This window comes from Psychromonas sp., from assembly GCF_041586535.1.
In the GTDB taxonomy this organism is placed as follows: domain Bacteria; phylum Pseudomonadota; class Gammaproteobacteria; order Enterobacterales; family Psychromonadaceae; genus Psychromonas.
This window is the reverse complement of the sequence record NZ_JBFGZY010000176.1, coordinates 1-7,379: the sequence shown is the minus strand read 5'-3', so window position 1 is coordinate 7,379 and position 7,379 is coordinate 1. Positions and strand designations below refer to the sequence as shown.

Below are 7,379 nucleotides of genomic sequence, written 5' to 3'. Positions count from 1 at the left end.
TGAGCCCATTTTTCTTTAAAACTGGATTGCTGATAGATGTCGTAGTTGACTTTTTTTTCTTTGACGTAGGTACCGCTGCCCTGGACACTTTCAAGTTCGTCATTTTCAATCAGTAATTTCAGCGCCTGCCTGATGGTTACCCGGCTGACTGAAAACTCTTCGCGCAGCTCAGCCTCGGTGGGAATAACTTCACCCACTTTATACTCCCCGCTATTTATTTTGCTACGAATTGTATCTGCTATTTTTCGATACATTGGTAATTTGGCCATATAAACCTCAGATAGATACCATAAAAATTTTATAATCCTGTAAAGGATACGTTAAACATGTATTTAATACAAATGGCTTGTGATAATACAAATGTTATTTCATCACTCTCTTCGATACCCCTGTTCTTAGTATTTTTGTAGTTCCTAACCCCTTGTAAAAAAATAAGATTAAGCAAGTTTATTGTGTTAGAGGCTGTTAATAACAATATTGCCATTTAAATAATAAAAACCGCTGCAACAATAAAATATAACAGCACCTATTTAAAACAGGTGAGAACCGTTGTTCAAATTAAAAATGATCAGCTCAGCAATAAAAAATACAAATAAAATACAAATAAAGATACCAATTAAATCCAAATTGAGTAAAATGTGAGCTGTGTCGCTAAAATTGTCCTCAATAGGTACTGTTATTGTCCCCGTTGAATCCTCAGCAATTTAATTTGTGAAATTTGTGAGAACAGGACAAATATTATGAAAATAACAGCACTTACCAATACCTCACTGATCAGTGTGCAAACTCAGTTTGCCAGCCGAGATGAGGCTATCTATGCACTGGCTGAAAAGTTACAAAAGCAAGGCAAGTTACATAATAAAGAAGAATATTTAGCGGCAGTTTTTGCGCGAGAAGAAGAAGGTCCTACAGCTTTAGGTGAAGGTCTTGCGGTACCCCATGGTAAATCCGATGCGGTTAAGGAAGCGAGTTTTGCGGTAGCAACCTTAAAAAACCCGATAAAGTGGAAAGGTTTGGATGAAGATGAAGAGGAAGATGTCAATTTAATTTTTCTATTGGCTATTCCAAATGCACAAGCGGGATCGACGCATATGCAGGTGCTGACCGAACTGACAACAACACTGGTAGATGACGAAGTACGGGAAGCCGTTTCCAACGCCACTACAGCAGAAGAGCTGATTGCATTACTTGATGGTAAAAAAGCAGATAAAAAACAAGATAGTGTTATTGATAAAAACAAGCCAACGGTTGTTTGTGTAACAGCTTGTCCTGCTGGTATTGCACATACTTATATGGCCGCAGAATATCTGGAAAAAGCAGGTAAAAAACTGGGCATTAATGTTTATGTTGAAAAACAGGGCGCAAATGGGATTGAAGATCGCCTGACTGCTGAGCAATTAAATAAAGCAGATGCTTGTGTTATTGCTGCAGAAGTTGCGATTAAAGATGAACAGCGTTTCCAGGGATTACCTAAAGTTCAGGTTGCAGTAGCTGAGCCAATCAAATATGCAGAGCGCATTCTGCAACAAGCGTTGGAGGCAAAAGCTTCCGGTACGCGTGCAACGGCTGCAGAGGATGCACCTAAGAAAAAATCACTTAAAGTAGAGCTTAAACAAGCTTTATTAAGCGGTATCTCATTTGCGGTTCCACTTATTATTGCCGGTGGTACTGTACTTGCGGTTGCCGTATTAATTGCACAAATCTTTGATCTGCAAGAGCTTTATGCGACAGAAAACTCCTGGTTATGGATGTTCCGTAAATTAGGTGGTGGTCTGCTTGGTACGTTAATGGTACCTGTACTTGCTGCTTATACGGCTTATTCGATTGCCGATAAACCTGCATTGGGTCCTGGTTTTGCTGCCGGTCTTGCTGCGAATATGATTGGCTCAGGTTTCCTCGGTGGTGTTGTCGGCGGTATTGTCGCCGGTTACGTGATGCGTTGGATCAAAGAGAATGTCCGTTTAAGACCTGCATTTAATGGTTTTGTTACTTTCTATCTTTATCCCGTTCTCGGTACCTTAGTGGTCGGTACGTTAATGATGTTTGTTGTCGGTAAACCCGTTGCATTATTAAACCAAGGCCTAACTGACTGGTTAAACAGCTTATCTGGTAGCAATACCTTATTACTTGGTGCGGTTATCGGTCTTTTCGTCTCCTTTGACTTAGGTGGTCCGGTAAACAAAGCAGCTTATGCATTCTGTTTAGGAGCGATGGCTAACGGTGTATACGGTCCTTATGCAATCTTTGGTTCAGTGAAAATGGTATCGGCCTTTACCGTTACTTTCTCTACCATGATAGCGCCTCGTTTATTTGAAGAATTTGAAATTGAAATTGGTAAGTCTACCTGGTTACTTGGTCTTGCGGGTATTACTGAAGGGGCAATTCCAATGGCGATTGAAGATCCAATCCGTGTTATCGGTTCATTCCTGGCGGGTTCAGTGGTAACAGGTGCAATCATCGGTGCCGCAGGTATCGGCCTGTCAACTCCGGGAGCGGGTATCGTTTCTATCTTCCTGCTACATGATGCTGGTATAGGTGCCTTGATGGCCGGTGGTATCTGGTTTGGTGCGGCAATCATCGGGACCATTATCTCTACAGCTATGCTGATTACCTGGAGAGCACACCACGCTAAAAAAGAAAGATTAGCAGCACTGGTTGCACAAGCTAACTAATACAACTTTTATCGGGCATAGCGATGTTATTCGCTATGCCCAATCAGTGAACATTTTTAAAGCACATTGTTTTCAATATTAATTAAGAGCTTATCAATTAAGGTATAAAATTATGACTACATCTCGCGTACATATTACTCCTCACATGCACTGGGATCGTGAATGGTACTTCACAACGGAAGAATCTCGTATCTTACTTGTGAATAATATGGAAGAAATCATGGATCGTCTGGAGACGGATCCGGACTATAAATACTACGTACTTGATGGCCAAACTGCGCTATTAGAAGACTATTTTGCTATCAAACCGGAAAATACCGAGCGTGTTAAAGCACTGGTTCAGGCGGGTAAACTGATTATCGGTCCATGGTATTCGCAAACGGATACCATGCAGGTTTCTGGTGAGTCGATTGTGCGTAATATGATGTACGGTATCCGTGACTGTCTGAAATTTGGTGATCCTATGAAAATTGGTTACCTGCCGGATTCATTCTCCATGAGCTCTCAGCTGCCGATGATCTATAACGGCTTTGGTATCGACCGTACTATGTTCTGGCGTGGTTGTTCTGAGCGCCACGGCACTGATAAAACGGAATTTTTATGGCAGTCAAATGACGGCAGTGAAGTAACAACTCAGGTGCTGCCATTAGGTTATGCCATTGGTAAATACCTGCCTGAAGATAAAGATGCCCTTAGCAAGCGTTTAGATACTTACCTGAAAGTATTAGAAAATGCTTCCGTTACTAAAGATATCCTATTACCGAATGGCCATGATCAGATGCCTATTCAGAAAAATATTTTTGAGGTAATGGATAAACTGCGTGAAGCTTATCCGGATCGTGAGTTCCTAATGAGCCGCTTTGAAGATGTCTTTGAAAAAATCGAAGCGCAAAAAGAAAAGCTAGATACCATCAAAGGTGAGTTTAATGATGGGAAATATATGCGCGTTCACCGCAGTATCTCTTCTACTCGTATGGATATCAAAATTATCCACGCTGAAGTGGAAAACAAAATTGTTAACATTTTAGAGCCGCTAGCAGCCATCGCCTGGAAATTAGGTTTTGAATATCACCACGGTTTAATCGAGAAAATGTGGAAAGAAAGTATGAAAAACCATGCTCACGATTCTATCGGTTGTTGTTGTAGCGATAAGGTGCATGCGGAAATTCTAAACCGTTACATCCTTGCCGATGATATGGCCACTAACCTTATCAACTTCTACAAGCGTAAAATTGTTGATCATATGCCAGCCAAAGAAGATTGTGACAAATTAGCGCTGTTTAACCTTTCTACCTACGCCCGTGATGAAGTGGTTAATACCCTGATCACTATTCGTGCTCAAGAATTCAAAATCTTTGATGATGCGGGTAACGAAGTTGAGTACTTTATTGAAGATCAACGCGAAATCGACCCGGGTAAAATTGACCGTCAAATCGTCCATTACGGTAACTACGACCCCTTTATGGAGTTCGATATTCAGCTTAAAGTTAGCGTACCGGCAATGGGCTTTACTACTTTCCATGTCAAAGCGAATGAAAAAGGTACATTAAAAGCGGCGCCGCAAAAACAACAAAATGTCCTGGAAAACAGCTTCTACAAAGTGACGGTTAACGGTAACGGCACATTAACTATTTTTGATAAAGAGACTGAGCAGACATTTGATCAGGTACTGCGTCTTGAAGATGGCTCTGATGATGGAGATGAGTACGATTACTCGCCTTCACGTAAAGAGTGGCTTCTATATTCCGATGAGTTTACCGCTGAAACAAGCATTGAGCATCAGGCATTGCAATCTGTTGCGACTATTAAACTGCGCATGAATGTGCCTTCTAACCTGGAAACTCGTGAAGCGCGTAGCAACCAGGATGGTTATGTCGATGTCGTCTGCCAAGTGGTTCTTAAAGACGATACCCGTCGTATTGAAGTGCGTATGGAACTCGATAACCAGGCCGATGATCATCGTGTTCGTGTCTTGATCCCAACTGCATTTGTTACTGATACTGTTGTTGCTGACAACCAGTTCGGTCTGATCACGCGTCCAACGGATGATCCGGCAATGCAAGTCTGGGAGGAAGAAAAGTGGAAAGAAGCGCCGGTTCCTATCTATCAGTTAATGAACTTTGCTGCATTGGAAAATGGCCAGGCGGGTATGGCTGTGATGACCAATGGTCTGCGTGAATTTGAAGTGATTGCCAACCAAAGCGAGCAACGCGACACCTTGGCACTGACTCTGTTCCGTGGTGTGGGTGTACTGGGTAAAGAAAATCTACTGCTTCGTCCGGGCCGTCCATCGGGTATCAAGATCCCTGCGCCAGACTCACAAACCCGCGGCAAATTAGTGTGCGAATTTACACTGTTTGCTTTTGCCGGTAACCATATCGATGCCAACGTGATGGCTGAAGCGCGTGCCAATGTGACGCCAATTCAGTGCTACAACAAGATCCCGTTCAATGCGATGAAACTGAATGTCGGTGAACAGAATCTGCCATTAACCTACAGCCTATTAAGCACAGAAAAAGAAGGCTTAGTGTTAAGCGTACTGAAAAAAGCCGAAGATGAAGATGCCTTAATCATGCGTGTTTACAATCCCTCTGAAACAGAGTCTGCTGCAGGTAAAGTTGAATTCACAACAGCAGTAACTGAATGGCTTGAAACCCTATTGGATGAAACGCCAAAAGTTGGGGAAGAGGCACGACAAGCTCAGGATTTTGGCAGATTAGCGCCATGTCAGGCTAAAACATTCCGCGTTAAATTCTAAGTAAAACATTAACTACAACGGTAGCCCCTTAGTGATAAGGGGTGAATAGGTGAAATGATGAAAATTGTTATCGCACCAGATTCATTTAAAGAATCGCTTTCAGCCATGGCTGTTGCAACTTGTATTGAAAATGGATTTTCGCAAATTTTCCCAGACAGTGAAATTATCAAAATCCCCCTTGCCGATGGCGGCGAAGGAACGGTTGATGTTTTAGTGGATGCCCTTAAAGGGGAAAGGAAAAATCAGGATGTACAGGGACCTATTGCAGGTAATGTTAATGCGCTCTGGGCGCTGCTTAATGATGGCCAATCTAAAACGGCATTAATCGAAATAGCGGCGGCTTCCGGTCTGGATCTGATTACGCCTGAGCAACGTAACCCGCTTATCGCGACCAGCTTTGGTACCGGACAATCGATACTGCAGGCGTTAGATTTAGGCGTTAAAAAAATTGTGATTGGTTTGGGCGGCAGTGCCACTAATGATGGTGGCGCGGGCATTTTACAGGCTCTTGGCGGTCAATTATTAGATGCTCAGGGTAATCAACTGCCTGTTGGTGGCGCGGCACTTGTCGATTTAGCTGCTATTGATTTAAGCAACCTTGATAAACGCTGCGCCGAGGTGGAATTTATTGTTGCCTGTGATGTATCAAATCCATTAACCGGCGACAATGGAGCAAGTCACGTATTTGGACCGCAAAAAGGGGCTACCCCGGAGATGGTTGAGCTACTTGATCGTGCCTTAAGTCATTTTGCCGATATTGCCGCGCAGACCACCCATATCAACCAGCAAAATAGTGCCGGATTCGGCGCTGCAGGTGGCGCACCACTGGGTTTATCCTTAGCCTTTAATATTCAAATTCAAGCAGGTATCGATATGGTACTGGATATTTTAAAGGTCGATGATGCACTACAAGGCGCTGATTTAGTGATCACCGGTGAAGGGCAGATGGATAATCAGACGCTTAATGGCAAAACACCTTTTGGTATTGCTAAACGCGCTCAGGCACGGGCTATTCCCGTGATTGCGATTGCCGGATCCTTAGGCGCTGAAGTAGATGCATTATACGACACTATGGGCTGCATTTTTGGCAGTGTGCGCTCTCCGCAACCTTTAGCGCAGGTATTAAGCGAAGCGGAGGGCAACTTAACGCGCACAGCAAGAAATATTGCTGCGACGTTATTAATGGGTAATAGGCTTTCTGGCAAATAACGGCTTATTAAGTTATTGTGCGACAGGCTAATTACCGATTAGCAATCAAATCAATAAGGGGCAATGATGACTCAAACAGTCCCTTCCTTCCTCCTTGCTTCCTTCCTAGATTTTTCCTACGCAATACAAGATCACTTCTTTAATCTACTTGCTATTAATGACGTTTGGCAACCAAGGTAAACTTATAATCGCTTGGTTTAAAATAGTTACGGCTGTATTCAAAAACCGTATTGTCCTGTAAATAACTGCGTGTACGTTTCTCAATAATCGGCTGGTTAGGATCGATACCGAGTAATGTCGAGATTTCCTCGGGCGGTAAAATAGGTATTATCTCCTGTTCACTGCGATCAATAACAAAACCTTTGGTTTTTTCAATAAAGTCATATTTAGAGTTTTGCATTACGTGATAAGTTAAATCAGGAAAAAGCGCTAATGGCAGCCAGGTTTCTTCAACTGTTATGGGATTGTCTTCGATATAACGCACCCGCTTAACGTAGAAAATGCGATCATTTTCATTAATATTCAGGTTTTCAGCCATCAGTATGCTTGGTTTGGTAATTTCAAAAGTAATCACATCACTATGGGTAGCGACATTAAGATGAGCCCATTTTTCTTTAAAACTGGATTGCTGATAGATGTCGTAGTTGACTTTTTTTTCTTTGACGTAGGTACCGCTGCCCTGGACACTTTCAAGTTCGTCATTTTCAATCAGTAATTTCAGCGCCTGCCTGATGGTTACC

General features: G+C 42.6%; 5 protein-coding genes. 3 read left to right on the top strand and 2 right to left on the bottom strand.

The genetic code is table 11. The features are described from left to right. A partial coding sequence (locus ABZA00_RS15665) for a GntR family transcriptional regulator (RefSeq protein WP_372883092.1) occupies positions 1-269 on the bottom strand: 269 nt, incomplete at its 3' end. A 471-nt stretch (positions 270-740) separates the two neighbouring features. Between ABZA00_RS15665 and mngA the strand changes: the two genes are divergently transcribed. From mngA to ABZA00_RS15650, 3 genes are all read left to right on the top strand, one after another. Next, complete coding sequence (gene mngA / locus ABZA00_RS15660; protein ID WP_372883091.1) at positions 741-2,672, top strand: PTS 2-O-a-mannosyl-D-glycerate transporter subunit IIABC; 1,932 nt, start codon at positions 741-743, stop codon at positions 2,670-2,672. Positions 2,673-2,784: 112 nt separating this feature from the next. Next, positions 2,785-5,430, top strand: coding sequence for a mannosylglycerate hydrolase (gene mngB / locus ABZA00_RS15655; RefSeq protein ID WP_372883090.1), 2,646 nt, complete (start codon positions 2,785-2,787; stop codon positions 5,428-5,430). Positions 5,431-5,487: 57 nt separating this feature from the next. Next, the gene (locus ABZA00_RS15650) at positions 5,488-6,639 is read left to right on the top strand and encodes a glycerate kinase (protein ID WP_372883089.1); all 1,152 of its coding nucleotides are present in this window, start codon (positions 5,488-5,490) and stop codon (positions 6,637-6,639) included. Positions 6,640-6,793: 154 nt separating this feature from the next. On the opposite strand, the gene ABZA00_RS15645 is transcribed toward ABZA00_RS15650, so the two are convergent. Continuing rightward, on the bottom strand, positions 6,794-7,379 hold a 586-nt coding region (locus tag ABZA00_RS15645; protein ID WP_372883088.1), incomplete at its 5' end, for a GntR family transcriptional regulator.